Source organism: Sphingopyxis jiangsuensis, assembly GCF_016734905.1.
GTDB classification, from domain to species: Bacteria; Pseudomonadota; Alphaproteobacteria; order Sphingomonadales; family Sphingomonadaceae; genus Sphingopyxis; species Sphingopyxis jiangsuensis.
Window position 1 is genome coordinate 627,910 of record NZ_JAERPO010000001.1, and the last position, 26,695, is coordinate 654,604.

27 protein-coding genes and 3 tRNA genes are annotated in these 26,695 nt (G+C 66.1%); 12 read left to right on the plus strand and 18 right to left on the minus strand.

Features of this window, described 5'->3' with window-relative positions; all coding sequences use genetic code 11:
- Positions 1–5: 5 nt before the first annotated feature.
- Positions 6–773: an ABC transporter permease gene (locus JI743_RS03095; RefSeq protein ID WP_201925834.1), complete on the minus strand. Its 768-nt coding sequence runs from the start codon at positions 771–773 to the stop codon at positions 6–8.
- Complete coding sequence (locus JI743_RS03100; protein WP_201925836.1) at positions 770–1,717, minus strand: ABC transporter ATP-binding protein; 948 nt, start codon at positions 1,715–1,717, stop codon at positions 770–772. Before JI743_RS03100 ends, JI743_RS03095 begins: the two co-directional genes overlap by 4 nt.
- A gap of 89 nt (positions 1,718–1,806) precedes the next feature.
- On the opposite strand from JI743_RS03100, the gene JI743_RS03105 reads away from it, so the two are divergent.
- From JI743_RS03105 to JI743_RS03115, 3 genes are all read left to right on the plus strand, one after another.
- Positions 1,807–1,893 (plus strand) — tRNA-Leu (locus JI743_RS03105).
- Between the two features lie 50 nt (positions 1,894–1,943).
- Complete coding sequence (locus tag JI743_RS03110) at positions 1,944–3,488, plus strand: ABC transporter substrate-binding protein (RefSeq protein WP_236659667.1); 1,545 nt, start codon at positions 1,944–1,946, stop codon at positions 3,486–3,488.
- Positions 3,489–3,544: 56 nt separating this feature from the next.
- Positions 3,545–3,982 (plus strand): DUF4112 domain-containing protein, encoded by a 438-nt coding sequence (locus JI743_RS03115; RefSeq protein WP_201925838.1) that lies wholly within the window; start codon positions 3,545–3,547, stop codon positions 3,980–3,982.
- Between the two features lie 22 nt (positions 3,983–4,004).
- Here JI743_RS03115 and JI743_RS03120 read toward each other — a convergent pair whose 3' ends face one another.
- The 3 genes from JI743_RS03120 to JI743_RS03130 all read right to left on the minus strand — a co-directional run bounded on the left by JI743_RS03120 (position 4,005) and on the right by JI743_RS03130 (position 5,829).
- Positions 4,005–4,205 (minus strand): hypothetical protein, encoded by a 201-nt coding sequence (locus JI743_RS03120; protein WP_201925840.1) that lies wholly within the window; start codon positions 4,203–4,205, stop codon positions 4,005–4,007.
- Positions 4,206–4,356: 151 nt separating this feature from the next.
- Positions 4,357–5,583: an alpha/beta fold hydrolase gene (locus JI743_RS03125; RefSeq protein WP_201925842.1), complete on the minus strand. Its 1,227-nt coding sequence runs from the start codon at positions 5,581–5,583 to the stop codon at positions 4,357–4,359.
- 160 nt (positions 5,584–5,743) lie between these two features.
- Positions 5,744–5,829 (minus strand) — tRNA-Tyr (locus tag JI743_RS03130).
- Between the two features lie 81 nt (positions 5,830–5,910).
- Here JI743_RS03130 and rlmB point away from each other — a divergent pair.
- Entirely contained in the window at positions 5,911–6,678 is a 768-nt protein-coding gene (gene rlmB, locus JI743_RS03135) for a 23S rRNA (guanosine(2251)-2'-O)-methyltransferase RlmB (protein ID WP_201925844.1), read from the plus strand.
- A 107-nt stretch (positions 6,679–6,785) separates the two neighbouring features.
- Here rlmB and JI743_RS03140 read toward each other — a convergent pair whose 3' ends face one another.
- Positions 6,786–7,103, minus strand: coding sequence for a 2Fe-2S iron-sulfur cluster-binding protein (locus tag JI743_RS03140; RefSeq protein ID WP_201925846.1), 318 nt, complete (start codon positions 7,101–7,103; stop codon positions 6,786–6,788).
- 101 nt (positions 7,104–7,204) lie between these two features.
- Here JI743_RS03140 and JI743_RS03145 point away from each other — a divergent pair, with 101 nt between their 5' ends.
- Positions 7,205–7,822 carry a DNA-3-methyladenine glycosylase family protein gene (locus JI743_RS03145; protein ID WP_201925848.1) on the plus strand — a complete coding sequence of 206 codons (618 nt, stop codon included), beginning with the start codon at positions 7,205–7,207 and terminating at the stop codon, positions 7,820–7,822.
- A 148-nt stretch (positions 7,823–7,970) separates the two neighbouring features.
- On the opposite strand, the gene tig is transcribed toward JI743_RS03145, so the two are convergent.
- A complete protein-coding gene (gene tig / locus JI743_RS03150) occupies positions 7,971–9,542 on the minus strand; it encodes a trigger factor (protein ID WP_201925851.1) in 1,572 nt (523 codons plus the stop codon).
- An 86-nt stretch (positions 9,543–9,628) separates the two neighbouring features.
- Positions 9,629–9,713 (minus strand) — tRNA-Leu (locus tag JI743_RS03155).
- A gap of 169 nt (positions 9,714–9,882) precedes the next feature.
- Between JI743_RS03155 and JI743_RS03160 the strand changes: the two genes are divergently transcribed.
- Positions 9,883–10,080 (plus strand): hypothetical protein, encoded by a 198-nt coding sequence (locus tag JI743_RS03160; RefSeq protein WP_201925853.1) that lies wholly within the window; start codon positions 9,883–9,885, stop codon positions 10,078–10,080.
- Between the two features lie 110 nt (positions 10,081–10,190).
- On the opposite strand, the gene gatB is transcribed toward JI743_RS03160, so the two are convergent.
- The 5 genes from gatB to JI743_RS03185 form a co-directional block, all read right to left on the minus strand.
- Positions 10,191–11,657, minus strand: coding sequence for an Asp-tRNA(Asn)/Glu-tRNA(Gln) amidotransferase subunit GatB (gene gatB, locus JI743_RS03165; protein WP_201925855.1), 1,467 nt, complete (start codon positions 11,655–11,657; stop codon positions 10,191–10,193).
- Positions 11,654–12,010, minus strand: a complete 357-nt coding sequence (locus tag JI743_RS03170; protein WP_201925857.1) for a trypco2 family protein — start codon at positions 12,008–12,010, stop codon at positions 11,654–11,656. The genes gatB and JI743_RS03170 overlap by 4 nt, the downstream gene beginning before the upstream one ends.
- A gap of 3 nt (positions 12,011–12,013) precedes the next feature.
- Positions 12,014–13,495 (minus strand): Asp-tRNA(Asn)/Glu-tRNA(Gln) amidotransferase subunit GatA, encoded by a 1,482-nt coding sequence (gene gatA / locus JI743_RS03175; protein ID WP_201925859.1) that lies wholly within the window; start codon positions 13,493–13,495, stop codon positions 12,014–12,016.
- Positions 13,496–13,621: 126 nt separating this feature from the next.
- Positions 13,622–13,924, minus strand: a complete 303-nt coding sequence (gene gatC / locus JI743_RS03180) for an Asp-tRNA(Asn)/Glu-tRNA(Gln) amidotransferase subunit GatC (RefSeq protein WP_201925861.1) — start codon at positions 13,922–13,924, stop codon at positions 13,622–13,624.
- Positions 13,925–14,025: 101 nt separating this feature from the next.
- A complete protein-coding gene (locus JI743_RS03185) occupies positions 14,026–15,786 on the minus strand; it encodes a DUF4153 domain-containing protein (protein WP_236659668.1) in 1,761 nt (586 codons plus the stop codon).
- Positions 15,787–15,989: 203 nt separating this feature from the next.
- On the opposite strand from JI743_RS03185, the gene JI743_RS03190 reads away from it, so the two are divergent.
- The 4 genes from JI743_RS03190 to JI743_RS03205 all read left to right on the plus strand — a co-directional run bounded on the left by JI743_RS03190 (position 15,990) and on the right by JI743_RS03205 (position 20,033).
- Positions 15,990–17,249, plus strand: coding sequence for a DUF3089 domain-containing protein (locus JI743_RS03190; RefSeq protein ID WP_201925863.1), 1,260 nt, complete (start codon positions 15,990–15,992; stop codon positions 17,247–17,249).
- Between the two features lie 47 nt (positions 17,250–17,296).
- Entirely contained in the window at positions 17,297–17,755 is a 459-nt protein-coding gene (ruvX, locus tag JI743_RS03195; protein WP_201925865.1) for a Holliday junction resolvase RuvX, read from the plus strand.
- Between the two features lie 74 nt (positions 17,756–17,829).
- Entirely contained in the window at positions 17,830–18,825 is a 996-nt protein-coding gene (locus JI743_RS03200; RefSeq protein WP_201925867.1) for an aspartate carbamoyltransferase catalytic subunit, read from the plus strand.
- Complete coding sequence (locus JI743_RS03205; protein ID WP_201925869.1) at positions 18,816–20,033, plus strand: dihydroorotase; 1,218 nt, start codon at positions 18,816–18,818, stop codon at positions 20,031–20,033. Before JI743_RS03200 ends, JI743_RS03205 begins: the two co-directional genes overlap by 10 nt.
- 77 nt (positions 20,034–20,110) lie before the next feature.
- Here JI743_RS03205 and JI743_RS03210 read toward each other — a convergent pair whose 3' ends face one another.
- From JI743_RS03210 to JI743_RS03220, 3 genes are read right to left on the minus strand one after another with little or no spacing between them, the layout of a single operon-like run.
- A complete protein-coding gene (locus JI743_RS03210; RefSeq protein WP_201925872.1) occupies positions 20,111–21,538 on the minus strand; it encodes an SPOR domain-containing protein in 1,428 nt (475 codons plus the stop codon).
- A 25-nt stretch (positions 21,539–21,563) separates the two neighbouring features.
- Positions 21,564–22,232: a hypothetical protein gene (locus JI743_RS03215; protein WP_201925874.1), complete on the minus strand. Its 669-nt coding sequence runs from the start codon at positions 22,230–22,232 to the stop codon at positions 21,564–21,566.
- A 17-nt stretch (positions 22,233–22,249) separates the two neighbouring features.
- Positions 22,250–22,975: an AAA family ATPase gene (locus JI743_RS03220; RefSeq protein WP_201925876.1), complete on the minus strand. Its 726-nt coding sequence runs from the start codon at positions 22,973–22,975 to the stop codon at positions 22,250–22,252.
- A 259-nt stretch (positions 22,976–23,234) separates the two neighbouring features.
- On the opposite strand from JI743_RS03220, the gene JI743_RS03225 reads away from it, so the two are divergent.
- Together JI743_RS03225 and JI743_RS03230 are read left to right on the plus strand one after the other, a co-directional pair.
- Entirely contained in the window at positions 23,235–24,461 is a 1,227-nt protein-coding gene (locus tag JI743_RS03225; protein WP_201925878.1) for an SPOR domain-containing protein, read from the plus strand.
- 239 nt (positions 24,462–24,700) lie between these two features.
- Positions 24,701–25,291, plus strand: a complete 591-nt coding sequence (locus tag JI743_RS03230; protein ID WP_330902155.1) for a PilZ domain-containing protein — start codon at positions 24,701–24,703, stop codon at positions 25,289–25,291.
- A gap of 23 nt (positions 25,292–25,314) precedes the next feature.
- Here the strand turns inward: JI743_RS03230 and JI743_RS03235 are convergent, their stop codons facing one another.
- Positions 25,315–25,743, minus strand: coding sequence for an acetyltransferase (locus tag JI743_RS03235; protein ID WP_201925882.1), 429 nt, complete (start codon positions 25,741–25,743; stop codon positions 25,315–25,317).
- A 53-nt stretch (positions 25,744–25,796) separates the two neighbouring features.
- Positions 25,797–26,681: a phosphoserine phosphatase SerB gene (gene serB, locus JI743_RS03240; protein WP_201925884.1), complete on the minus strand. Its 885-nt coding sequence runs from the start codon at positions 26,679–26,681 to the stop codon at positions 25,797–25,799.
- Positions 26,682–26,695: the final 14 nt, after the last annotated feature.

A 26,695-nucleotide genomic window follows, 5' to 3' on the forward strand; every position in this document is an offset into this window, starting at 1 on the left:
CCGGCTCAATTCTTGAGCCGGTAGCCTGTCCGGAACATCCAGAACACGATTGCCAGGCATATCGCCAGGAACAGCGTGACCGCGCCCATGCTGACGCCGATGCCGACATCGCCCGCGCCGAAGAATGTCCAGCGGAAGCCGCTGATCAGATAGACGACGGGGTTGAACAGCGTCACCGTCTGCCACGCCTTCGGCAGCATATCGAGCGAGTAGAAGGCGCCGCCAAGGAAGGTGAGCGGATAGACAACCAGCATCGGAATCACCTGCAACTGCTCGAAACTCTGCGCCCAGATACCGATGATGAAGCCGAACAGGCAAAAGGTCACCGCCATCAGCACCATGAAGGCGACCATGAACAGCGGGTGTGCCACCTGGACATCGACGAAGAGATGCGCGGTTGCGAAGATGATCGATCCGATGATGACCGATTTGGTCGCCGCCGCGCCGACATAGGCGATAAGAAGCTCGATCGGCGACATTGGCGCCGACAGCATCTCGTAAATCGTGCCCGTCCATTTGGGCATATAGATGCCGAAGCTCGCGTTGCTGATGCTTTCGGTGAACATCGTCAGCATCATGAGGCCGGGCACGATGAACAGGCCATAGGGGACGGCGCTCACTTCGCTCATCCGGCTGCCGATCGCCGAGCCAAAGACGATGAAATAGAGCGTCGTCGTGATGACGGGCAGCATCAGGCTGGTCCAGAAGGTCCGGCCAAAGCGCGCCATTTCGAACATATAGATGGAGCGGATGCCCCGCAGGTTCGCGATCATGCCGCCTTCTCCGCCTCATCTGCAGAGCTGTGGACGAGCCCCACGAAAATATCCTCAAGCGAGCTTTGCCGCGTGTGCAGGTCCTTGAACGCAATACCGAGATCGCTCAGCCGTCGCAGCAATGACGGGACGCCCGTTGCCTCGGCGTGGCTGTCGAATTCATAGACCAGCTCGTGTCCCTCGCCCGCCAGTTCGAGCTTCCATTGCGACAGATCCTCCGGAACGCTCTCCAGCGGCTCGGCGAGGTTGAGCGTCAGCGTCTTGCGGCCGAGCTTCTTGATCAGCGCATTCTTCTCTTCGACCAGGATCAGCCGTCCCTTGCTGATCACCCCGACGCGGTCGGCCATTTCCTCGGCCTCCTCGATATAATGGGTGGTCAGGATGATCGTTACGCCGCGCTCGCGAAGACCGCGCACCATGTTCCACATGTCGCGGCGCAGTTCGACATCGACGCCGGCGGTCGGCTCGTCGAGGAAGAGGATTTCGGGCTCGTGACTCAACGCCTTGGCGATCATCACGCGGCGCTTCATCCCGCCCGACAGCTCCATGATCTTGCTGTCGCGCTTGTCCCAGAGGGTCAGGTCCTTGAGCAGCTGTTCGATATAGGCGGGATCGCGCGGCTTGCCGAACAGACCGCGCGAAAAGTTGACCGTGGTCAGAACCGTCTCGAAGGCGTCGGTGTGGAGTTCCTGCGGCACCAGCCCGATCATCGAACGTGCGGCGCGATAGTCGCGCGCATGGTCGTGCCCCGCGACGCTCACCGTGCCGCGGCTTGGCGTCACGATGCCGCAGACGATGCTGATCAGCGTCGTCTTGCCCGCGCCGTTCGGCCCGAGCAGCGCGAAAATTTCGCCCTTGTTGATCGAAAGATCGACGTCGGAGAGCGCTGTGTGCCCGCTTTTATATGTCTTGCCGAGCCCAGCGATGGAGAGAACCGGTTGCATGGCGCACCGTCTAACCGACTGGCGCGCCATGGTGAAGGCGCAAACGTACTTGACCTCAACCGGCCCATCGTCTCTTGCCGGATGCGCGTGCGGACGTGGCGAAATCGGTAGACGCAGCAGACTTAAAATCTGCTTTCCTTCTGGAAGTCCGGGTTCAAGTCCCGGCGTCCGCACCAATATCGACCGATCCCGATGACCCCCCTTTTCGCCTTGGGGCGGCGCTCCTATGAAGAAGATGATGGCGCCCCGAAACGAAAGACAGGCAAACTCGATCCACAAACGCCGCGCGGAGTTTCGTGCCGCGCGCTTCGCCTTGGGCGCGCTGCTCATTACCCTCGGCTCCTGCTCCCTGTTCGGCGAGCGCGGCCCCGTCCGCATCGCGGCGATCGGCCCCGTCAACCCCGCCGCCAACCCGGTCAATGGCGAACTGTCGGCGGGCAATGCGGCCCTGCTTGACGCGACCTCGCAAGGACTGGTCAGCTTCGACAATCAAGGGCAGATCGAACCCGGACTCGCCGAACGCTGGACCGTCACGACCGACGGGCGCAGCTATATCTTCCGTATTCGCGAGGCGAAATGGACCGACGGCCGCAAGGTCAACGCCGAAGACGTTGCCGCGATCCTGCGCTCCTATCTCGCCGAGCGCAGCCGCCACCTGATGCGCGACGACTTTCCGGAGGTCGAGACGATCAAGGCGATGACCGACATGGTCATCGAGATTCGCCTCGCAACGCCGCAGCCTGCCATCCTCGACCTGCTCGCCCAGCCGTCGATGGCCATCGTCGGACGGCGCGGCGGTGCAGGACCGATGCGTGCAAAGCGGATCGGCCGCGCGCTGCTGCTCAGCCCCGTACCCGACCCGCTCGCCGAGGATAGCGAGGCCGCCGAAGCCGCCGCCAACGATCCGGCCGCGTCGATCGAACTGGTCGGCGCGACCGCGCCGCGCGCGCTCGCGCGCTTCCAGAACGGCTACGCCGACGGCGTGATCGGCGGGCGCTTTTCGACGCTCCCCTATTTCGTCGCATCGAACATCGGACGGTCGCGTCTCGTCGTCGATCCCGTCCCCGGTATTTTCGGCCTGACGGTGCTGCGCACCGACGGTTTTCTGGCGATCGATTCGAACCGGGCGGCGCTGTCGCGCGCGATCCGGCGTGACCGGCTCGTTCGCGCCTTCGGCCTCGCCGAGTGGCAGCCACAGGTGTCGCTGCGCCCAGATCACCACCGTCGCGACGGCGGTCCGCCTCCCTATATTCCCACATGGTATGATTATGACGATGCCTCGCGCCAGGCGCAGGCGCGCCGCGCGGTCGAGGCATGGCGCAGCGGCGGGCGCGAGATTGCCCCGTTGCGGATCGCGGTTCCCGATTCACCCGGGGGCCGCATATTGTTCGCTTATATTTCCGCCGATTTCGCTGCGGTCGGCGTCCCCAGCCGCCGTGTCAAGATGAACGAAACCGCCGATTTGAAGCTGCTCGACGAGGTTGCGCCCAACGACGATCCGCTTTGGGCGCTACGCCGCCTGTCGTGCCGCCGCGACACGCTGTGCAACCGCGACGCGCAGGCGCTGATCGACCTTGCCAATGCCAATGTCGACGCCGGCCAGCGCATGAGTCAGCTGGTCGAGGCCGAGATCGTTCTGGCCCGCTATTCGCCCTTCATCCCGCTCGCGACCCCGCTGCGCTGGTCGGTCGCGTCGCAGCGGCTGGCGGGGCTGCGCGCCAACGGGCGCGGACACCACCCATTGAACCTGATGCTCGCCGCCACCAACTAGGGTCCTGACCCGAAAGACCATGGTTGGCGTTTCGACCGCCTGCCGAAAGGAACCCGATGGCCCCTTCGCCCCAAGATTTCGATGCGATATTCGATAATCTGATTGCCGATCGCACCGATCCTGCGGCGCTGCGCAAACGCGTCGAATCGCTCGAGTTCGTCCTCGAACGCAGCTTTACCATTCCGGGGATCAACCGCCCCGTCGGGCTCGACGCGATCGTCGGGCTGGTCCCCGTGCTCGGCGACATCGTTACCGCCGCGATGGGCGCCTATCTGATCTGGGAAGCGCGCAATCTCGGCATGCCGCAATGGAAGATCTGGCGGATGATCGGCAATCTGGGCATCGACACGGCGCTGGGTGCCATCCCACTCGCAGGCGACGCGTTCGACTTCATCTTCCGGTCGAACACGCGCAACCTGCGCATCATCAAGCGTCACCTCGACAAGCATCACCCCGGGACGATGGTCGTCGAAGGACGCGCGCGCGAGCGGTAACCGCCCGCGCACCCGTCAGGCGTCAGCCGCCGGTCGAGCCGTCGAACACCTTGACGTGCGGCCCGCCACCGGGACCCGCAGCGATAATCACCTTGTCGTCTTCTTCGCTGGCGGCTGCCTCGCGCACTTTTTGCACCGCAGGAAGCAGCAGCCCGATACCGCCCGTCACATTGTCGAGCGCGGCATCGTTCAGCGCTTCGGGCTTTTTCGTCTTCTTGGTCATCGTCATTCTCCCTCGTACGGGCCGATTCGCCGGCCGATGGACAGGATTTAGAATGGTCGTTCGCGTCGCGCTGTGCGGACGCGCACAGGACGAAGAATGTGGCGCTATCCTATCACAAAGCCTAGGCCTGGCGAAGGCCCGCCCGGTCCGGTCAGGCGAAGTGCAGCTTTCGGTACTTGCCGCGGAAATAGAGCAAGGGGTCGCGGCGCGGCTCGAAAATCGCCTTCAGCACCCGCCCGACAAGGATGAAATGATCGCCCCCGTCGTGCACAGCCTCGCGCGCGCATTCAAAGCTGCTCAGCGATCCGCTGAGCACCGGCGTCCCAAACTCGCCGACCTCCCACGGTGTCGCGGCAAAGCGATCCTCGTCCTTCCCGGCAAAGCGGTTCGACGTCGGTTGCTGCCCGATCTGGAGGACATTGACGGCAAAGCGGTCGGCGCCGCGCAAATAGGGGGCGCTGCCCGCGCCCTTGGCGATACAGACGAGCAAAAGCGGCGGGTCGAGCGATACCGAGGTAAAGCTGTTCGCGGTCAGGCCGATCGGCGTGCCGTCGGGGCACATCGCCGTCACGACGGTCACGCCGGTCGCAAAACAGCCGAGTGCGTCGCGGAACGTGCGCGCATCGCTTCCCGCCCGATATTCCGGCGATCCGCGTGGCGCACGGCGCTCGAGGAAGTCGATCAGATGTCCGTTGAGCGCATCGATACGGTCTTCGGTGACGACGAGCGACGCGTCGGCAACCTCGACGAGTTCGCCGTCGGGAAGCTGGCCGACAAAGGCCGCCGCGTCGGCGGTCGAAACTAGTTCGCTCATCGCCCCGCGCGCATAGAGCGCCGGAAGCGCGATCCGCGGCGCCGCGCCCTGCAACCGGGCGGCGATCGAATCGGCGTCGAAAGCATCGAACAGGCGGGCATCCCACTGCGCCTGCCCCGGCGCCGGGCTGGCCGGTTCGCGCATCCGCTCGCCGACGCGGCGCATGACCTGCGCATCGAAATTGACCGGCGTGTCGATCAGCACAAGACCCGAGGCAAGCAGCGCCGCATCGCGGTCGAGTGCGGCGACCGCGATCCATCCGCCCAATGTCGACGCAACGACCATCGGCCGCGAGCCGAGCTGCGCGAGCACCGCGCGCAAATCTTCGACCATCGTTTCGAAATCATAGCGGCCATCGTCGGGCCACTCGCTGCCGCCATGCCCGCGCAGGTCGAGCGCGATGACGCGGCGCCCCGCCTTTTCGAGCGCGTCTGCCACGCTCGACCAGACCGCACGCGTCTGCCCTGCCCCGTGAAGCAGCAGGACCGCCGGATCATCCTCGGCGCCGACGACATCGGCCTCCAGCCGGACACCCGCAAAGCCGCGATATGCGACGACGGCCATCAATCTTCCTTCCCTGCCCCGCAGTCACGAACCGCATTGGCGTAGCCGCCCGCCGAACCGGCGTCGAGACCGAAGCATCGACCGCGTTCGCAGGCTGAACCGATTGTAGCGGCGGTGAGGTGGGATTGGCGGTGGGAGGAGATGCCCTCGGACCAGAGGGTGGTGGACAGGGCTGGATTCGAACCAGCGTACGGAAACCCGGGCAGATTTACAGTCTGCTGCCTTTAACCACTCGGCCACCTGTCCATTGGGGCCCGCTTTGGGAAGTGGCCCAATGGCGAAACGAGGCTTGCCTGTCAATGCCAGTCATGGGAAAGGCGCGCCATCATGCGTCAATTTTCTCGTCACCGCCGCCCGTCGGGCGGAAACCAGCGCGGCCAGGCCATTCGTTTCTGGGGCCGCCACGCCGTCCTCGCCGCGCTCGCCAACCCCGAACGCACCGTCAAGCGCATCTGGGGCACCCGCGAAGCCCTGGGCCAGCTCGACCTGCCGCCGGTGATTCCGATCAGCTACGCCGATGTCGCCGACCTCGCGCGCCTCGTCGCGCGCGACGCGCCGCACCAGGGGCTGGTGATCGAGGTCGACCCGCTCGAAGGCATCCATCTCGGCGATCTGTTGCAGGAAGAGGTCGACGCCGGCAGCAAGCGCCCGCTTATCATCCTCGACCAGGTCACCGACCCCCACAATATCGGCGCGGTGCTGCGTTCGGCCGCCGCCTTCGATGCGGCGGCGATCATCACGCAGGACCGGCACAGTCCGCCCGAAAGCGGCGTCATCGCGCGCTCGGCCTCGGGCGCGCTCGAAAGCGTGCCGTGGGTGCGCGTCGTCAACCTGTCGCGCGCGCTCGAGGAAATCGCCGAGGCGCAATATTGGCGCATCGGGCTGATGGGCGACACCGAAACGACGCTTGGGCAAACGCTCGACGGCAGCAAGGTCGCGCTCGTCCTCGGCTCCGAAGGCGACGGAATGCGCCACAATGTGATGGAACATTGCGACGTGCTGGCAAGGCTGCCGATCTCGCCGCGAATGGAGAGCCTCAATATTTCCAACGCCGCGGCGATCGCGCTCTACGCGGTGGCGACGGCAGGCCAGTAATAATCGTCATTGCGAGCGAAGCGAAGCAATCTCCAGCTATCGGCAAAGCACCATGCCGACAGCTGGAGATTGCTTCGTCGCTACGCTCCTCGCAATGACGATATTGATCAATCCTCCGCCGCGATGCGCACCTTCAGCCCGTCGAGCGCATCGCTGAACGGAATCTGGCACGACAGGCGCGAATTTTCGTCGCGGTCGCTCGTCGAATCGAGCAGGTCGTTTTCGTCCTCGCTCATCGCGGGGAGCGCATCCTTGGCGCCCGCCTCGACATGGACGTGGCAGGTCGCGCACGAACAGCAGCCGCCGCACAGCGCGAGCAGTTCGTCGAAGCCTGCATCGCGGATATTCTCCATCACGGTCAGGCTGGTGTCGCCCTCGATCTCATGCTCGGTTCCGTCGCGCGTCACGACAATCAGCTTGGCCATGCTCGTCCTCATCGGTTCGTGTTGCGGGGGCTATGTCGCGCGTTGCGCGGCAAATCAAGCGTTGCTAAAGGCAAGGCTTGGAACAAAAGGAGAATATCGCGATGGGGCTCAGCCAGCAGCAGCTCAACGCCGGAATCGACGCCCTCGCCGCGCGCGACCCCAATTTTGCGCGGGCACTCGGCAACGCCGGCTATCCCGAGCCGCGCATCCGCGAGCGCGGCTATACGACCCTGCTGCGCACGATCGTCGGCCAGCAGGTCAGCGTCGCTGCCGCGACGTCGATCTGGAACAAGCTGGAGGCGGGATTCGGCGCAGGATGCCCCGCCGAAACGATCGCCGCCGCCGATTTCGACGCGCTGCGCGCCTGCGGCTTGTCAGGACAGAAACAGGGCTATGCGAAAAGCCTCGCGCAGCTCGTGCTCGACGGCGAACTCTCCTTCGACGCCCTCCCCGCCGACGATGAGGAGGCGATTTCGCTGCTCACCAAGGTCAAAGGGATCGGGCGCTGGTCGGCCGAAATCTACCTGCTCTTTGCCGAAGGGCGCCCCGACATCTGGCCCGCGGGCGACCTTGCGGTGCAGGAGGCGGTCGGCCGGATCCTGAAACTCGACGCGCGCCCGAGCGAAAAACAGGCGCGCGAACTCGCCGAACCGTGGCGCCCCCACCGCGGCGCCGCGGCGATCTTCAGCTGGCACTGTTATAATATGGCGGTGATCTAGTTTACAGTGGATAGACATCCCCCGCTTCGTCATTCCCCCCACCTTCGTCATTCCCGCGAAAGCGGGAACCCGATAGCGACGGTCGACGAAAAAAAGGCCGGGTGGAGCATCCTCCACCCGGCCTTTTCATTGTCGTGTCGCCGCAGGATCAATCCTTGGCGGCGGCCTTCTTGGCCGGAGCCTTTTTGGCGGGAGCCTTCTTCGTAGCAGGCTTGTCCTCGGCTTCTGCCTTGGCGGTTGCCGCCTTCTTGGCGGGCGCCTTCTTTGCCGGCGCAGCAGCGGCCTTGTCTTCCTTCGGCTCGGCCTTCTTGGCCGCGGGCTTTTTCGCCGCCGCCTTCTTGGCGGGCTTTTCGTCATGGTCGTGGCCACAGCCCGGACCGTGGACATGGTCCTCATCGGCCTCGATTGCCGCTTCCAGTTCCTCGCGCGTCACTTCGCGATCGCTGATTTCGGCCTTGTCGAACAGGAAGTCGACGACCTTGTCCTCATAAAGCGGCGCGCGGAGCTGCGCGGCGGCGAGTGCGTCCTGCTGGACATATTCGACGAAGCGCTGACGGTCTTCGGGGCGATACTGCTGCGCCGCCTGCATGATGAGGCGCTGCATTTCCTGGCTGCTGACCTGCACGCCGTGCGCCTGCCCGATTTCGGAGAGAAGCAGGCCCAGGCGGACGCGGCGCACCGCGATGCTGCGATATTCGTCGCGATCCTTTTCGAGTTCGGCCTTCGCCGCCTCGGGATCTTCCTCGTGGCTCGCCTCATGCTCGAGCTGCTGCCAGATCTGGTTGAACTCGGCCTCGACCATCGTCGGCGGCACGTCGAAGTCGTGGCTCGCGGCGAGCTGGTCGAGCAGCTTGCGCTTCATATAGGTGCGCGTCAGCCCGTTGAGTTCCTGTTCGACCTGGTCCTTCATCAGCTCCTTGAGCTTGTCGAGGCTTTCAAGGCCAAGCGACTTGGCGAACTCGTCGTCGATCTTCGTGTCGGCGGGAACCTTCACTTCCTTCACCGTCACGGCAAATTCGGCGTCCTTGCCCTTCAGCGTGTCGACCGGATAATCGTCGGGGAAGGTGACCTTCAGCGTCTTTTCGTCGCCCGTCTTCACGCCGACAAGCTGGTCCTCGAAACCGGGGATCAGCTGGCCCGATCCGATCTCGACCGCCATGTCCTCACCCGTGCCGCCGTCGAAGGGGGTGCCATCGACGCTGCCAGCGAAGTCGATGATGACCTGGTCGCCGGTCGCGGCCTTCCTGGTCTTCGGCGCTTCCTCGAAGCGCTTCATCTGCGCGGCGAATTCCTCGATCTTCGCCATCACCGCCTTGTCGTCGGCGGGAACGGTCAGCCGTTCGAGCTTCAGCCCGTCGATCGACGGCGCCTCGATGTCGGGCAGCACTTCGAGCGCGACGGTCAGCTCGGCATCCTTGCCGCGCTCATAACCGTCGGCGAGCGTCACTGCGGGCTGCAGCGCGGGGCGCAGCTTTTCCTTGCCCATCAGATCCTTGACGCCCGCGTCGATCGCCTTGTTGAGCGCGTCGGCCGACAGCGCTTCGCCGTGCATCTTGCGGATCAGGTTCGGCGGAACCTTGCCGGGACGGAAACCGGGCATGCGCACGGTCGGGGCGATCGTCTTGACCTCTTCATCGACCCGTGCGTCGATGTCCTTCGCGGTGATGGTCAGGCGATATTCGCGCTTCAGCCCTTCGTTCAGCGTTTCGACGGTCTTCATTGGCTCAATCTTATCCTTGCTCAAAATCTCTCGTTCGAACCCAGCCCTGGCGGCTGAATTCCCCATTCCCGGCCTGCGGAGCGAATTGGTGCGGGCGAAGGGACTCGAACCCCCACATCTTGCGATACTGGTACCTAAAACCAGCGCGTCTACCAATTCCGCCACGCCCGCAGGAGCTTTCGGCCGGGTGCACGGATGCCATGCGCTGTGCCGCGCACGCCCGTGCGGGCCGCGCGGGGCTATAGCAGACGCGCCGCCAAGGGCAAGGGCGGAAAGCCGCGCGTCGCCGCGGCGGAACATGGGCGGTCATCGGACGTTTATCAGCTCAAGGAGACCAGAGATGACGAACGGTACCGATCCGCTGCCCAAGCCCAAGCCCGACACGATCGAGCCCCAATCGCCCCCCGAAACCCCCGCGCGCCCGACGCCGCAGGAAGACCCGGCGGGCCAGCCGCTCGAAATCCCCGGAAGTCCGGGCGGCGACGGGATCGACGAACCGGGCCGCGGCCCGGACGAACTGCCGCCGGGGCAGATCTAGCGCGCTCCTCGTCATTCCCGCGAAAGCGGGAACCCAGGGCGCAGCCAAGCTAACCCCTCTCTGGGTTCCCGCTTTCGCGGGAATGACGATTGGTTGTAAGAAGCCAGTCCCTAACCCAGCGCCTTTTTCAGCAGTTCGTTCACGACCTGCGGGTTGGCCTTGCCCTGCATCGCCTTCATCGTCTGCCCGACGAAGAATCCGAACAGCGCTTCCTTGCCGCCCTTATACTGCTCGACCTTGTCGGCATTGGCGGCGAGCACCTCGCCGATGACCTTTTCGATCGCGCCGGTATCGCTCGTCTGCTTGAGGCCCTTTTCCTCGACGATTTTCGCAGGCGCATCGCCGGTTTCGAGCATGATCTCGAACACCTGTTTCGCGATGCTGCCCGAAATCGTCCCGTCGGCGACAAGGCCGAGAAGTTCGGCGGCCTCGGCGGGACTGACCGGCGATTCCTCGATGCTCTTGCCAAGGCGGTTGAGCGCACCGAACAGCTCGCTCGTCACCCAGTTCGCCGCTGCCTTGGGCTCGGCGCCCGTTTCCAGCAGCGCGTCGAACCAGCGCGCATTCTCGACCTCGGCGGTCAAGACATCGGCGTTATAGGCCGAAATCCCCGCCGCTTCGTAGCGCGCACGCTTGGCGTCGGGCAGTTCGGGAAGGCTGGCGCGGCATTCGTCGAGAAAGGCGTCGTCGAGTTCGAGCGGCAGCAGGTCGGGGTCCGGGAAATAGCGGTAATCGTGCGCGTCTTCCTTTGACCGCATCGTCCGTGTCGTGCCGCTGTCGGGGTTGAACAGCCGCGTTTCCTGCACGACAGTTCCGCCGCTTTCGATCAGCTCGACCTGGCGCTTTGCCTCATATTCGATCGTCTGCATCACGAAGCGCACCGAATTGACATTCTTCGTTTCGGTCCGCGTGCCGAACGGGTCGCCGACCTTGCGCACGCTGACGTTGACGTCGGCGCGCATCGAGCCTTCTTCCATATTGCCGTCGCACGAGCCGACATAGCGCAGGATCGCGCGCAATTTGCGAAGATACGCCCCCGCCTCGGCGGGCGAGCGCATGTCGGGTTTCGACACGATTTCCATCAGCGCGACGCCCGAACGGTTCAAATCGACGAAGCTCATCGTCGGATGCTGGTCGTGCATCAGCTTGCCCGCATCCTGTTCGACGTGGATGCGTTCGATCCCGATCATCTTGCCGTGCGCGATGCCGGCCTTTTCGTCAGCCTCGACATGCAGCGAACCTTCGCCGACAAGCGGGTGATAAAGCTGCGAAATCTGATAGCCCTGCGGCAGGTCGGCATAGAAATAATTCTTGCGGTCGAACCGCGACCATTTGTTGATCTGCGCCTCGATCGCCATGCCGGTGCGCACCGCCTGGCGGATGCACTCGCGGTTCGGCACCGGCAGCATCCCCGGCATCGCGGCATCGACCAGCGACACCTGCGTATTCGGCTCGGCGCCGAACGCGGTCGCCGCGCCCGAAAACAGCTTGGCGTTGGTCGTGATCTGGGCGTGGACCTCGAGGCCGATCACGACCTCCCATTCGCCGGTTTCGCCCTTGATACGATAGTCACTCATACTGTTCTCCAGCTACCGCCATCATCGGCAGCTTCGCTTTGCGTACTCTTAAAGTGGCTCGGGACCACGAACTTGATGCGGCTTACAGATGAGCTCTCAGAGCTATCAGATGCACCTAGGTTTGCTCCGACAGAGAAAACTTGAACCTTAAATCCCCCTTCTGCCGTTCCAACCTTCTTTGCCGAAACCGCGATATCGAACTCGACTTCCTTGGGAGCCGAAAACCCGGATATGCCGGTGCCGTGTGCCGATTTTATCTGCGTTCCTTGGGCATCAGTGATGCCCTTCGCAATGGCCACCAACGTGCTAGTGACGAAGGCGGAAAGCTCGTCTGAATTTGCAGTTTCAGCCATTTTTTACCACCACTTCTCCGCCCGCGCCGTGAAGCCCGCGCGTTCCTCGATCGCCAGCCCGGCGTTGAGCACGCCCTGCTCGTCGAACGCCTTGCCGATGATCTGCAGGCCCAGTGGCAGCCCTTCGCGGTTCAGCGCCGCGGGGACCGACATCGCGGGCAGCCCCGCGAGGCTCGCGGGCACCGCGAACACGTCGTTCAGATACATCGCCAGCGGATCGGCCATTTTCTCGCCCAGCCCGAACGCCGCCGACGGCGCGGTCGGCGCGAGGATGACGTCGCATGATGCAAAGGCCGCCTCGAAATCGCGCGAAATCAGCGTCCGCACCTTTTGCGCCTGCGTATAATAGGCATCGTAGAAGCCCGCCGACAGCACATAGGTGCCGATCATGATGCGGCGCTTGACCTCGGGCCCGAAGCCGTCGGCGCGCGTCGCGGCGTACATGTCCTGCAACCCCGCACCCTGCGGCAGGTCGCGGAGGCCATAGCGCACGCCATCATAGCGCGCGAGGTTCGACGAGGCTTCGGCGGGCGCGATGATATAATAAGCGGGCAGCGCATATTTGGTGTGCGGCAGGCTGATCTCGACGACATCGGCCCCCGCATCCTTCAGCATCGCGATCCCCGTATCCCACATCGCGTCGATGTCGGGGTCGATGCCATCCAGTCGATATTCTTTGGGAATGCCGACTGTCTTGCCCTTGAGATCACTCGACAAAGCGGCTTCCCAATTGGGCACCGGCATGTCGAGGCTCGTCGCGTCCTTCGGATCGAAGCCCGCCATATTCTCGAGCATGATCGCGCAGTCGCGCACGTCGCGCGCCATCGGCCCCGCCTGGTCGAGCGAGCTTGCAAAGGCGACGATGCCCCAACGCGAGCAGCGGCCATAGGTCGGCTTGATCCCCGAAATGCCGGTGAAGGCCGCGGGCTGGCGGATCGAGCCGCCGGTGTCGGTCCCCGTCGCCGCGGGGCACAGCCGCGCCGCGACCGCGGTCGACGATCCGCCCGACGAGCCGCCCGGCGCGAGCGCGGCGTTTCCGCCGTCCTTGCGCTTCCACGGGCTGATGACATTGCCGAAATAGCTCGTCTCGTTCGACGACCCCATCGCGAACTGGTCGAGGTTCAGCTTGCCCAGCATCCCCGCGCCCGCATCCCACAATTTCTGGCTGACGGTCGATTCATAGCGCGGCACAAAGCCTTCGAGCATATGGCTCGCCGCGGTCGTCTGGACGCCGTTCGTGCAAAACAGGTCCTTCATCCCGATCGGCACGCCCGACAAGGGCTTCAGCGTCCCCGCCGCACGGTCGGCGTCGGCCGTCTTCGCGGCGGCGAGCGCATGCTCGGGGGTCTCGACGATGAACGCGTTGAGCGCCTTGGCGGCCGCGACATTGGCGCTGAACGCCTCGGCGACCTCGACGGCGCTGAAATCGCCCGCGCGGTGGCCGTCGCGGATCTGCGCTACGGTAAGGTTCGTAAGATCAGTCATGTTTCGCACTCTTGTGCGCTCCCGCGAAGGCGGGAGCCCAGGGCGGCATAAACCGCAGTTTTTCGTTTCTGAACCCCGGATCGCTCGCGGCTGCGCCGCTGTCCGGGATGATCGAATGATGTGCCATCATTCGATCACCTTCGGCACGCCAAAGAAGCCATGCTGCGGCTCCGGCGCATTCGCCAGCACATCGTCGCGGCGCCCTCCGCCGGTCAGCGGATCGGCGTCGACGACATCGTCGCGCAGGCGCAGCGTGTTCGGAATCACCGCGGTCATCGGTTCGACCCCGGCCACATCGACCTCGCCGAGTTGCTCGACCCAACCCAGGATATTGTTGAGTTCGCCTTCCATCGCCGCAGCCTCCGCATCGCTGATCGCGATGCGCGCCAGCGACGCGATTTTCTTCACCGTTGCCTGATCGATTGCCATTGAGTCCTGCCTTTGCGGAAGAAGACGCGCCGCTAGCACCGTCATTTGATTGCTTCAACCATGCTGATCCTCCCTGCGGCAAAGCCGTAGGGGAGGAAAATTCAGAACCCTTCGGTCTCCGCCACCCCGTCGACCATCACGCGCCGCTGCGCGACCGTTTCGACAGAGATCGTCGCGGTCGAGAGATCGACATCCTTGCGCGCCGCCTCCGGTTGGCGGTCGGCCTGCCCGACGACCCACCGCCCGCTGTCGTTGCGCGTCACGAAGTCGGACTCGATCGCCCCGCCTGCCTCGCCTTGGCCGAGCACCGCGATGCGGCCCTCGTCGATCACCACCGCGACGCACTGCGCCGAGCGGCTGCACATATAGCTATCGGCAATCCGCTCGCGCGCGCCGTCGGGCAGCGCGCGGCCTTCGGGAAGGATGCGCAGCCGCTCCTCGATCGGCGCGACCGGCACCAGCCCGCGCGGCCCGTCAAGGTCGTATCTGTTCGTCGCGCCGAGCGCCGCTTTCGCCGCATCGGCGCGCGCCTTGTCGGGTGACTTGGCGAGGGCAGCCAACGCTGCGCGTCCTTCGGGGCCGAAATCGAACGCCATCGCCGCCCAGTCGAACTCTTCGGCCTTCACCGCGCCCGATTCGAGCCGCGCGAGTTGGTCGCGCGTCGAAATCGCGCCGAAATCGACGAGCGGCAGCGCAAGAAACAGCGCGAGCAGCATCAGCGCGATCGCCAGCCGCTGCTGCAGCGGGCGCAGCAGCTCTTCGAAGCGCCAGCGCCCCATCGCCACCGCCCACAGCCCGGCAATCCCATAGGCGAGCGCGATGCCGACCGCGATCGCGCCCCAGATGCGCTCGGGCGTCCAGCCATATTGGCCGATTCGCACCTGCATCGACGCCGCCGCAATCGCCGCAAGCGGCAGCACCGCCAGCGCGAGCAGCGCCGCCGCGCCGCGCATCATCCGGTTCGCCGACCCTTCGTCGCCGCCGTTGCCGATCACCGCATTGGCGAGCAGCACCGCAAAGGCGGCCGCCGCGAGCATCAGCGCGGCGGTCGAAAAGCCCGAACTCCACAGTCCGCCAAGCCCGGTGCCGGCCAGCGACAGCAGGAACAACAGCAGCGCCGCCGCGAGCACCGGCGCCAGCACCGCGAGCACGATCATCACGAGCCGCTGCAGGGTCGCGACAAGCCTGTCGCGCTCGCGCAGCACGCCCACCGCGCCGCCGAACGCTGCGCCCGCGAGCATCCAGCCGAACCATTCGTCGTTGAGCAGGTCAAAGATCAGGTTGATCCCGATCAGCTTGAACATCTGCCCGATCAGCACGGTGAGCAGGAAGGTCACCCCGACAAAGGCAAGGCTCGCCGCGCCGAGCACCGCGTCGGCCCACGCATGGCTGTGCAGCCGCGCGTAGGGCATCTGCCACAGTTTCCAGAACCGCCAGTCGGGCGCGACGTCGCGCCGCGTCTGGAACAGCGGCGTCGCGACAAGCACCGCGAGCATCCCCGACCAGAACGGCCATTCGACGGGCGTACCCTGCAGATTATAGCCCGCGGTCTGCCACGCGATCAGCCCCATGATGACGCCCCACAGCGCCGCAAAGCCCAATGCCCAGTGCCAGCGCCGCTGCTCGACGCCGAGGACGAACACGATCGTCGCGACGGCCACCGCCGCCGCCAGGGCGCTCCGCCACGCGGCGAGCCGCTCGGGATATTGATGATCGATCAGCAGGTGGAACAGCAGCCCGGCGACGGCACAAAGCGCCGCCATGATCCAAGGCCGCAGCGGCCACGGCGCGTCGCTGTCGTCGAGGCGTGCCGAGGCAGCGCGGGGCGAATCGGCGGCGGGGGGTGTGGCGGCGTCGGTCATGCGCGATATCTGGGCTTGTTTCGCCGCGCGCGGCAAGCCAAATGCACATTGCCTGCGGGAACCAACGCCCGTTGCCGTTCGTGTCGGGCGCAGTCGAGACACCCCTCGTCGCCGCGCGCGGCCGTTGGGCGTCTCGACTGCGCTCGATGCGAATGGATAAAAGACGCCGCAAATCACTGCCGGCCCCCTGATGGAGCTCTTGTTTGGCCCGCAAATTCCTTTACCTCATCGCCGCGATCATCCTGCTCATCCTCGGCGCTGGCGTCGTCTACCAGCTCTTTCCGGGCTGGATCGCGCGCGTCGCCTTCGTGCCGAGCGCCGAGTTCGAGCAACAGGCCGCCGCCGCGCCCAACGCCTATGACGACCCCGCCATGTGGTTCGCGCGCCCCGGCCTCGCCGACGATCCGACCGCATGGCGACCCGACCCCGACGGCGCGGTAACCCCCGGCCCCGACAGCGCCGAGGCGCAAAGCGGCGACCAGCTACTCCCGCCGGCAGGAGCCGCCGACGCCCCGGTCCCCGCCTTCCCCAAAGGCAACGCCGCGGTCTTTTTCGTCCACCCGACGAGCTATTACAGCAAGTCGAGCTGGAACGCCCCGCTCGACGATGCCGATGCCAACCACCGCGCCGGCCTGTTCATGCGCGGCATGGCGAGCGCCTTTGCCGATGCGGGCGAGATGTGGGCGCCGCGCTATCGCCAGGCGACGCTCGGCGCCTTCCTTGCGAGCGACCGGGTGACGGCGGGCAAGGCAATCGACGCCGCCTATCGCGACGTCGAGCAGGCGTTTGACGCCTTCGTCGCCGCGATCCCGGCGAACAAGCCGGTCATCCTCGCGGGGCACAGCCAGGGCGCGCTGCACCTCACCATGTTGCTCAAGAACCGCGTCGCGGGCACTCCGCTCGCGAAGCGCATCGTCGCCGCCTATATCGTCGGCTGGCCGGTCAGCGTCGACACCGATATCGAGGCCATGGGCCTCCCCGCCTGCCAGAACCCCGACCAAAAGGGCTGCATCCTGAGCTGGGCAACCTTCGCCGAACCCGCCGATCCCGAAATGGTGCTCGGCGCCTATGACGGCACAATCGGCTTCGATGGCCGCCCGCGCGCCGACACCCGGATGCTCTGCACCAATCCGCTCACCGGCACCCCCGATACAGTGGCCACGGCCGACGCCAATATCGGCACGCTCAAGCCCGTCGACGGCTTCAAGGCGGGCAGCCTCGTCCCCGGCGTGATCGGTGCGCGCTGCGACGAGGAGCGCGGCCTGCTGCTCATCGGCGATGCCAATGTCGCCAAGGATTATGCGCCCAATTATGTGCTGCCCGGAAACAATTATCATGTTTTCGACATCACCCTCTTCTGGGCGAACGTCCGCGCCGACGTTTTGCGGCGTTTGGCGAGCTTCGAGGGCAAACCGTCGCCGGTCCCGCCCGCCGCGGCGCCTGCAGAAACGCCGACTTCCTGAGATCGTCATTGCGAGCGAAGCGAAGCAATGACGGCTAAGGAGCGAAAATGATTACCACCGCCGCCCCCGATCTCGCCGCCGCGCTCCCCGATGGCGGACGCCTCGCGGGGCTCGATGTCGGCACCAAGACCATCGGCGTCGCGCTCTGCGACGCGGGGTGGAGCTTCGCGACCCCCGACAAGACGATCGTCCGCAAGAAATTCGCCGCCGACCTTGAAGCGCTGCGCGCGCTCGTCGCCGCGCAAGGCGTCGTCGGTCTCGTAGTCGGGCTGCCGCTCAACATGGATGGCAGCGACAGCCCGCGCACCCAGTCGGTGCGCGCCTTCGCCCGCAATCTCGCCCCGCTCGCTCTTCCCCTGCTGCTGTGGGACGAGCGCTGGTCAACCGCCGCGGTCGAACGCGCGATGGTCGCCGCCGACGTCAGCCGCGCCAAACGCGCCGAACGCATCGACAGCGCCGCGGCGGCGTTCATCCTGCAGGGTGCAATCGACGCGATGGTGCGCTGATCCTCCCTGCCGCGTAGCGATGGGGAGGATCGCGCTTGCGCAATCGCCTCCCGCCCCCTAAACGCTCGGCTTTAATGACAAGCTCATCCATCCGGCCCGCCAGCGACTATCCGCCCGGTGGCGATGCGTTTCGCCATCGCCATCTGCTCGGTATCGCCCCGCTCACCCCGTGGGAAATCTCCTACATTCTCGACGCCGCCGAAGAGTGGGTCGAAATGAACCGCAGTGGCGCCGCAAAACATGACGACCGGCTCGCGGGGCTCACGATCATCAACGCCTTTTTCGAAAATTCGACGCGCACCCTGCTGTCGTTCGAAATCGCCGGAAAGCGCCTCGGCGCCGACGTCGTCAACATGCACGCCGCGCAATCGAGCGTGAAAAAGGGCGAGACGCTGATCGACACCGCGATGACATTGAACGCGATGCGCGCCGACGCGATCGTCATCCGTCATGCGTCATCGGGCGCGGTGCAGCTTATCGCCGACAAGGTCGACTGCCCCGTCCTCAACGCAGGCGACGGGCGCCACGAGCACCCGACGCAGGCGCTGCTCGACGCGCTGACGATCCGCCGCCGCAAGGGACGGGTCGAGGGGCTGACGATCGCAATCTGCGGCGACGTGCTCCACAGCCGCGTCGCGCGCTCGAACATCCTCGCGCTCACCCTGCTCGGCAACGAGGTGCGCGTCGTTGCGCCGCCGACGCTCACCCCGCCCGCGATGGAACGGATGCATGTTGCGACCTTCACCGACATGGACGAAGGGCTGAAAGACGCCGACGTCGTGATGATGCTGCGGCTCCAGAACGAGCGGATGGACGGCGCCTACCTCCCCTCGGCGCGCGAATATCACGCGCTCTATGGTCTCACCCCGGCGCGGCTCGACAAGGCGAAACCCGACGCGATCGTCATGCACCCCGGCCCGATGAACCGGGGGGTCGAAATCGACAGCAGCATCGCCGACGATCCCGAACGCTCGACGATCACCGAACAGGTCGAAATGGGCGTCGCGGTGCGCATGGCGTGCCTCGACATCCTGACGCGCCGCAAGCGGGGAGTGCCCGGATGGAACTGAACCCGCTCGTCATCACCAACGCGCGCCTGCTCGGCGGCGACAGCGTCACCGTGCTCGCCGTCGCCGGGAGCATTTCGGCGATCAACCCGTCCGATCTGCCCGACGGCGCCGAGACGGTCGATGCCAAGGGCCAGTGGATCGCACCCGGCATCGTCGACCTTGGCGTGTTTGCGACCGACAAGCCCGCCTTTCACTTCGGCGGCATCACGCGCGCCGCGCTGATGCCCGACGGCGCGCACCCGCTCGACCATCCGGGCATGGTCGAGCGTGCGGCAAAGGGCGGCAAGCCCGACCTTTGGGTCCACCCGCTCGCCGCCGCCACCAAAGGGCTCGAAGGCAAGGAACTCGCCGAAATCGCGCTGATGAAGAGCGCGGGCGCGCGCGCGGTCGCGACCGGCCGCCGCCGCATTGCCGATGCGGGCGTAATGCGCCGCGTGCTGTCCTACGCCGCCGCGCTCGGCCTCACCGTGATCGCGCATGCCGAGGACGAGGGGCTGACCCACGGCGCGGTGGCGACCGATGGCGAAATGGCGACGCGGCTCGGTCTCGCCTCGGCCCCCGCGATTGCCGAAGCGATGGCGGTCGCGCGCGACCTGATGCTGGTGGAGGAAACCGGCGCGCCGCTCCATTTCCGCCAGCTCTCGACCGCGCGCGCGCTCGATCTCGTCCGCGAGGCCAAGGCCAGGGGGCTGCCCGTGACCTGCGGCATCACCCCGGCTCATCTCTTCCTCTCGGATACCGCGGTCGGCGATTTTCGCACCTTCGCGCGCCTGTCGCCGCCGCTTCGCAGCGAGGACGACCGCCTCGCCTGCCTCGCCGGGGTCGCCGACGGCACGATCGACATCCTCGCGTCGGGCCATGACCCGCGCGGGCCCGAGGACAAGCGCCTTCCCTTTGCCGAGGCGCTGCCCGGCATGGCGGGCGCCGAAACCTTGCTCGCGATGGGGCTCCAGCTCGTTCGCGATGGCCATGTCACGCCCGCGCGCCTCTTCGACCTCCTCGCCGCCAATCCCGCGCGCCTGCTCGGCATCGACGCGGGGCGCATCGAGACGGGGCTCGACGCCGACCTAATCCTGGTCGACGAAGGCACGCCGTGGCAGGTCGATGCCAAGAAAATGGCCGCCTGGGCGGGCAATACTCCGTTCGACGGCATGCCCGTCCAGGGCCGCGCGACCGCGATGTGGAAAGGCGGCGTGCGAATACGCTGACCGCAAAAATGAAGCGCGGTCCTTCACAGGACCGCGCTTCCCCCCATAACCCCCTCGCGTGCGAGAGGGGAAATTCCTTATCGCGAAGCGAGCTGCACCGGGCGCGCCTTGGCGGCCCATTGGATCGCCTCGCTGCCGCCCATCTGGCGGACGAAGCAGCGCTCGCCCTCGGCTTTGAGCTGTTGGCACAATGCCTTGGCATCGCTGCTGCTCTTGAGGCCGTTGACCGTCAGGCGGTGAAAGGTGCGCCCGTTGACGACCGCGGCGTGGCTCGACGCCGGAAAGCTTGCGAGCATGGCGTTGCGCTGTTTCAGCACGCCCCATTTTTCCTTGGCGACCGCCAGGCTGTCATAGGCGCCGAGCTGAACCGCCCAACCGTTCGGATTTTTCGTATCAAAGCCCATTGCGGCGGGGATCAGGCGGGTTGCGATCTCAAGTGCCTGCCGCTGCGCGGGGCGCAGTGTTTCGGCCTTGGCGCCCGCTGCTCCCGCCACGCGCGGCGCATGGCGATAGGGCGCGGCATCGGCGAGGATGATTTCGCCCGCTGCGGCCGGCTGCGGCAATTCGGTGACCGGGACGACGCCGTCGGCGTTGCGTTCGGGCATCGGCAGTTCGATGCTGCGGATCGCGCTCGATGCATCGGCCATCGCGACCGGTGCGGCTTCGGGCGGCGGCGGCGGCGCAAAGCTTTCGAGCGGCGCCGGGTCCGCGCTTGCCAGCATGACGGGTTCGGCGTCCGCGGCGGCCATCCGAACCGCCGGGAAATTGGCGAGTGCAAGGCGCACCGGCATACCGGCGTCGGCCTGCGCCTTGGTGCCGATCAGGTTCGCAACGCGCACCTGCGCGTCCGGCTGGCCTGCAAGCTGCGACCATTCGGCCATCCGGCCTTCGATCTTGTCGAGCGGCAGGTCCTGCGAGGCGATGATGCGCGCCTGCGCCCAGCGCCCCGACAGTGCGAGCGCCAGCGCCAGATTCTGCCGCGTGCGCGCGGTCGCGTCCTTGGCCCGCGCCGCTTCGGTCAGCACAAAGATCGATGCCTCGCTATCGCCCGCAAGCGCCAGCGCGAGCCCGAGGTCGGTCGCCGGAACGGTGTCGCGATGCTGCGACAACAGATCGACGGCCTCGCGGCGCTTGCCCTGCGCAATCTGCGCGAGGCTCAGCGCGATGACGCTATTGGCGTCGGGCGCGCCGAGTTCCATCGATTCGCTGAGCGCATGCGTCGCCGACGCGAAACGCCCGTCGTTGAGATAGGCCTGCCCCAGCAAAGCGCGATAGCGTGCATCGCGCGGGCTCGCCTCGACGGCGGCTTCGGCAAAGGCGACCGCCTTACTGACCTTGCCATGCTCCATCGCATCGCGCGCGCGCTCGGCCGACTTTTCGGCGGTCGCGGGCGCCCCGGCGGCGCTCGACGGCGCTTTCGCCATCGTGCCCAGCCCGCTGCATCCAGTGGCCGTGCCGAGGACGAACCCCGAAACGGCCAGCTTCATCAGCATCTTGCGATTCATGACAGGTCCCCCTTTTTCTCGCTGTCTAGTTCGTCTTGCGTACCGGACGCGCTGCCGGCAGGCGGCTCGCCATTGCGTCGATTTCGGGTAGCGACGACAGATATTCGTCGAGCAGGTCGGTCAGGATTGCCTGCGCCGACTTGTTCGTCACGGCGCTCGCCAGCCGCAACCGCAGATGGCGTTCGGCGTCGAGGCGCAACGTGAACGCCGCCTTGTCGCGGGCGCGCAGCGCGCGCGGCGCCTTGGCTTTCGGTGCGGGACGCTGTTCGACCTTCGCCGCAACCGCGGCGACGCGATCCTTTAGCGATTCCTGCTGACGGACGACTTCGGGCACGTCGACCGGATCAGCGTCGAAGCCTTCCCCGGCCAATGCTTCGGTCAGGTCGCCGCCGCGTTCGGCGTTGATCGCCTCGTCGCGCGTCGCGCTTTCTTCGACCGCATGTTCGGCTTCGCTGTTGTGCGCCAGCACCGATCCGGCGAGGAGCGGCTTCAGGTCGACCATCCGGCCGCCGTCGTTCGACTGGTCGGGGTCGACATCATAGCCCATGTCGTTCCAGCCAAGGTCGTCATAGCCCGTCCCGGTCAGCGGTGCGGGGCCGCTGCCGAGCGGCTGACGGCGCATGGCGGGTCGTGCCCCACCCTTGCGGGCAAGGAGTCCGGCGCTCAGCGATGCGAGGGGTTTGGGTTCGCCCATGGTTCCAAACTCTCCCGTCACTGACCGGCGACGCGGCGGCCGAAGCCACCACCCATCGGACGGACCGCGCCATAACTGCCCGGCTGCGGCACCGCGGGTGCCGAAAAGACGGTGCGGCGGAAATTCTTTTCCAGCCGGTCGTTTATATAGGTCCACAATTGGCGAATCTCTTCGGCCGAACGCCCGTTGGGGTCGACCTCCATCACCGTGCGCCCGTCGATCATCGACGCCGCATAGTCGGTGCGATGGTGCAGCGTCACCGGTGCGACGGTGCCGTGCTGCGACAGCGCGACGGCGGCCTCGCTGGTGATCTTTGCCTTGGGGGTCGCGGCGTTGACGACGAACACGAGCGGTTTGCCCGCGCGTTCGCACAGGTCGACCGTGGCGCCGACGGCGCGCAGGTCGTGCGGGCTCGGGCGCGTCGGGACGACGATGAGTTCGGCGACGCCGATAACGCTCTGGATCGCCATCGTGATCGCCGGCGGCGTGTCGATAACGGCGAGTTTGAAGCCCTGCTGGCGCAGCACTTCAAGGTCCGATGCAAGCCGCGCGACCGTGGTCTGCGCAAAGGCCGGAAGGTCGGTTTCGCGCTCGTTCCACCAGTCGGCGAGCGAGCCCTGCGGGTCGATGTCGATCAACACGACGGGGCCGGCGCCGGCAAGCTGCGCCTGCACCGCGAGGTGCCCCGACAGCGTCGTTTTGCCCGACCCGCCTTTCTGTGAAGCCAATGCCAATACGCGCACTGCTATCCCCCTCGGATATCCAATAATCGGCCGGAGGAATGGCATGGAGGACGCTAAAATTGAGTTAACGATGATAAATTGTCGGTGAACGAGCCGTTGGATTCTGTGGTAAAGATCCGCTTAATGCGAAACTGTCCCGGCATGGAGCAACTACGGGCATCCCGCACGCGTCGCTAACGGGGTGTTAGCCAATTGCCCCTATCCGCTTTGCCGGGACCGACGGCCGATCACATGCGCCGCAAGCCAGTGGAGATACTCGATGCGTTCCATTCGCACCGCCGCCCTTTTCAGCCTGCCGCTCGCGCTCGCCGCGCTTGCCGTGCCCGCCAATGCCGATGTGAAGGATGGCGTCGATGCCTGGCAGGCGGGCGATTATCAGGCCGCCGTCGCCGAGTGGCGCCCGCTCGCGCTTGCCGGCGACCCCGATGCGCAATTCAATCTGGGCCAGGCCTACAAGCTCGGCCGCGGCGTTCCCGCCGATCTGGCGCAGGCCGAGGCCTGGTATCGCCGCGCCGCGAAACAGGGCCATTTGCAGGCCGAGGACAATCTTGGCCTCGTGCTTTTCACCGCCAACCGCCGCGACGAGGCGATGGACTATATCGCCCGATCCGCCGCGCGGGGGGAACCGCGCGCGCAATATGTCCTCGGCACCGCGCATTTCAACGGCGACCTCGCCACGCGCGATTGGCCGCTTTCTTATGCACTGACGAAGCGCGCGACCGACGCCGGGCTCGACATCGCCGCCGCACGGCTCGCGCAGCTCGACCGGTTGATCCCGCTCGAACAGCGCCAGCGCGGACTTGCGATGCTCCCCGACATGGAAAAGTCCGAAGCGCGCGCACGCCTTGCCGCGGTCAATGCCGCCGCACCGCCGCCGCCCAAGGCGGTGGCCTCGCCGGTGAAGACCGCCCGCCTACCCGCTTCGCTCCCTGCCACCAGCTACACGCCCCCGCCGGTGATTGCGGCTGCGAAGCCGCCCGCCGCTGCTGCGGTCCCCGACGCGCCTACCGCAATCGTCACACCCGCGCCGGCTCCGCTGCTCTCGCCCGTCGCACAGGCGGCAGCCGATGCCGCAAGCGAGGCAACGGCCGCCGCAGCGGCAGCGGCCGGAACGAGTTTCGACGCGCCGCCCGAAACGGCGCCGGCGGCATCTGCACCCGTAAAGCCTGTCAAAACGGCGGTCGCTCCGGCGCCCGAACGGCCCGCCCCCGTCAAAACCGCCACGCCCGGGCACGCCCCGGCAAAGCAAGCCGAAAGCCCGTGGCGCGCGCAGCTCGGCGCCTTCGGTGTCGAGGCCAACGCCCGCAACCTCTGGGCGGCGCTCTCCGGCAAGCACCCGGCCGTCGCGGCGCGCAAACCCTATTTCGTCAAGACCGGCGCGCTCACCCGCCTCCACGCGGGCGGATTTGCCGACAAGGCTGCGGCCGACCGCTTCTGTACGGAAATGACAGCCAGCGGCCAGCCCTGCCTCGTTATCGCAAAATAGCGCCGCGCCTCCGCGCGCAATGTACCTGCCCTAACAGCTTGCCGTAGCGTCATTTAAATGCAATACTTGGCCCCGGACCGCACGTTCATTGCCGCACGGCATTGAACGGGGGGCCGGGAAGTTCCCCCGGCTCCTGCCAAACTCGGGCGGTCCATCCATCGCATGGACCGACCCGCGGAAGGGAGGGCTTGATGGACAGGGGCATCGATTCGCGTTCCGAAAGCGGAGGCGCGACCAATATTCGGGAATCGCCGGAACAACCGGACCGGCGCGAGGGCGATCGCTATCGCTCGGTTTGCCGTATCGCGCGCGTGAGCCGCTCTGACGACATGGGCCTGTGGCGTGTGCGCAATATCTCCGACAAGGGGATGATGCTCGCGGCCGACGTCGAATTGGCCGGGGGCGAAGCGGTGGAGATCGCGCTGTCAGAAAGCACCGTCATCAGCGGCCGGATAGTCTGGGCGGACAAGGGGCGCTGCGGCATTGCTTTCGACCAGCCTATCGACGCAGCCGCGGTGCTCGCGGCGCTGGCGCAGGAACAACAGGCCGAAGGTTATCGTGCCTTGCGGCTTCCAATCGAAATCGAAGCGCTCGTCCTTTTCCGCAACGACGCGCGCCCGATCGACCTTGTCGACATTTCGCAAAGCGGCGCGGGCTTCGTTTACGACAGCAAGCTCGACACCGGGACCGAGATCGACCTGCTGCTTCCCGGCGATGATCAGAAACGCCCGGCGCTCGTGCGCTGGTCAAAGGGGAATCGCGGCGGCCTGTGGTTCAGGCGGCCGCTCGACAGGACCGAGCTGGAAAGCGTCGCGCGCTTTCGATCCTGACGACGCCGCGCGCACATGCGGCGCTATGGCATGTGGCGCAGGTGAATGATCGGATAGGGTCGCCCCTGCCCGTCGAGCGCAGACCGGCCGACGGGCACGAAACCAAGCCGCCGGTAAAAGCCCACCGCCTGGTCATTCTGCTCGTTGACGTCGGTTGAAAGCCCCGGCGCCCGCGCCAGCGCATGAAGGACGAGCATGCGCCCGACGCCCTTGCCGCGATGCGCGGGGGCGATGAAAAGCGCATCCATATGGGCGCCGTTCAGCAGCATGAAACCCACCGGCCGATCCGCTCCATCGACGGCGAGCCAGAGCGGTGCCGAGGGCAGGAAATCGGCGACTTCGGCGTCGATTTCCTTCCGGTCGGCTGCGGACAGGAAGTCGTGCGTTGCATCGACCGCGTCGCGCCAGATCTGCAGCACCGCGGCGCCGTCGCCGGGCACAGAGGCGCGCATTGTACAGGGCGCGCGGTCCATCGTCCTTGTTCTCGCCCGGCGTCCGGCGTCGTTCAGCCCAGAACCCAATCGCGCCGCGGATAGCCCTGCGCCCACAAGAGCGCGGTCAGGTCGTGGTGGCGGATCGCTGCGTCGGCGGCCTGGGCGGCGGCGGCGTGCGGGTGGTAAGCGATGCCGAGCCCCGCCGCGGTGATCATCGGAATATCGTTCGCCCCGTCGCCGACCGCGAGAGTGTCGGCCAGCGGCAGCCCGTGTTTCGCCGCCTCGGCGGTCAACGTTGCATGCTTGGTGCTCGCATCGACCACCGGTTCGGTCACCCGGCCCGTCAGCTTGCCGTCGACAACCTCCAGCACATTGGCAACGACGCGGTCGAAACCGATCGCCTCGCCCACCGGATCGGCAAAAGCGGTGAATCCTCCGGTGACGAGCACCGACCGCGCGCCATGCGCCTTCATCGTCTGGATCAGCGTGCGCGCGCCGCGCGTCAGGCGCACCCGCTCGATCCGGCATTCGGCCAGCACGCTTTCGTCCATCCCGCCGAGCAGCGCGACGCGCTCGGCCAGCGCGGCGCGAAAATCGAGCTCGCCCTTCATCGCGCGCTCTGTAATCGCCGAAATCTGCGGTTTCAGTCCGGCGTAGTCGGCCAGTTCGTCGATGCATTCACAGCGGATCATCGTCGAATCCATGTCGGCTATGATCAGCTTCTTGGTGCGGTCGCCGAGCGGCTGGACGACCACGTCGAGCGCCCCATGATCCATTTTCGCCAGTTCTTTGCGCGCGCTCACCAGGCTCCCCTCGAACGCGATGTCCACAGCGTCACCGACGTCGAGCCAGTGCGGCGCGCCGACGTCATGCCCCGTCATGTCGAGCCGGTCGATCGCTTCGCGGACCACCTCACCCGTCAGCTTTCCGTCGGCGATCAGCGTGGCAACGAACATGGCGGCTCCTTCTC